Origin of the sequence: Stenotrophomonas mexicanensis, from assembly GCF_032911605.1 — a bacterium.
GTDB classification, from domain to species: Bacteria; Pseudomonadota; Gammaproteobacteria; order Xanthomonadales; family Xanthomonadaceae; genus Stenotrophomonas; species Stenotrophomonas maltophilia_A.
In genome coordinates this window covers 1-1,224 of record NZ_JAWJTG010000090.1, presented here as the reverse complement: position 1 = coordinate 1,224, position 1,224 = coordinate 1, and the positions used below count along the sequence as shown (strand labels likewise).

The 1,224-nt window shown below is 61.4% G+C and carries 1 protein-coding gene; it reads left to right on the top strand.

Annotation, left to right across the window (positions count from 1 at the left end):
• The first annotated feature begins 62 nt into the window (after positions 1-62).
• Positions 63-1,219 (top strand): IS3 family transposase gene (locus tag R1L06_RS20440; RefSeq protein ID WP_317218593.1). Its coding sequence is split into 2 segments (ribosomal slippage): positions 63-303 and positions 303-1,219, totalling 1,158 coding nucleotides; the frame shifts between segments, so codons are not numbered across the junction.
• The last annotated feature ends 5 nt before the right edge of the window (positions 1,220-1,224 follow it).

The window sequence follows — 1,224 nt, the reverse complement described above, 5'->3', positions numbered from 1 at the left end:
GGGTTCTACCCCGTTTTCACGGACACTTACAAGAAGGCCGATTCAGGCCATGAGGAGTGTTCATGTCAAAGCGCAGGAAGTTCAGTGCCGAGTTCAAGCGCGGTGCGGTTGAGCAGGCGAGCCAGCCCGGCATCAGCTGCGCCCAGGTGGCCCGGGAGCTGGGAATTCGCGACAGCCTGCTAACCCGCTGGAAGCGCGAGGCGCAGAATCCAGAAGCGGCCGCTTTCGGCGGCGCCGGAACGCCACGGGACGAAGAGTTGGCTCGACTCAAGCGTGAATTGGCGCGGGTGAAGAAGGAACGGGATTTTTTGCGAGAAGCGGCGACGTTCTTTGCAAAGGGATCATCCTGAGGTATCAGGTGATCGAACGTTGCCGCGATGAGTTTCCGATCCGGCTGATGTGCCGGTGCCTGAAGGTATCGGCCAGCGGCTACTACGAGTGGAGTAAGCGCCCTGCGAGCGCCCGGCAGGTCGACAATGAGCGCCTGGTGGTAAGGATGCGCGAACTGCATGAAGACAGCCGGGGTACTCTGGGAGCTGGCCGCATGCGCGAAGACTTGGCTGAGGAAGGCGAGATCGCCGGCCTGAACCGGGTCGCGCGCCTGATGGCGGCCGACGGCCTGCAGGGCTGGCCCCGGCGGAAGCGTCGCGGGAAGCGTGGCAGCCCGTCCGTAACGCCGCCGGGCGTGGGCAACCTGCTTGAACGCGATTTTCTCGCGCTGGAGCCGGAAACCAAGTGGGTCACGGACATCACCGAGATCAAGACCCAGCAGGGCAAGCTGTATCTGTGCATCGTGCTGGATCTTTACGACCAGCGCATTGTGGGCTGGTCAATGCACGATCGACAGGATCGCCAGATGGTGATCCGGGCGGTGCAGATGGCGGTCTGGCAGCGTCAAGGCAGCGATGAGGTGATCCTGCATTCGGATCGTGGCAGTCAGTTCCGCAGCGGTGACTACCAAGGATATCTCGCGGCTAACGGGCTGATCTGCTCAATGAGCGCCGTTGGACATTGCGGCGACAACGCCGCCTGCGAAGGCTTTTTTGGGCTGCTCAAGCGTGAGCGAGTCTATCGAACGAGCTACCCGACACTGGATGCAGCAAGAGCGGATGTGTTTGACTACATTGAGCGACGCCACAATCCAAGGATGCGGCGAAGGGTCGCCAGGCAGGATCAGAAGGTTGCAGCTCTTTTAGAACCGTCCGTGATATCGGGGTAGAACCC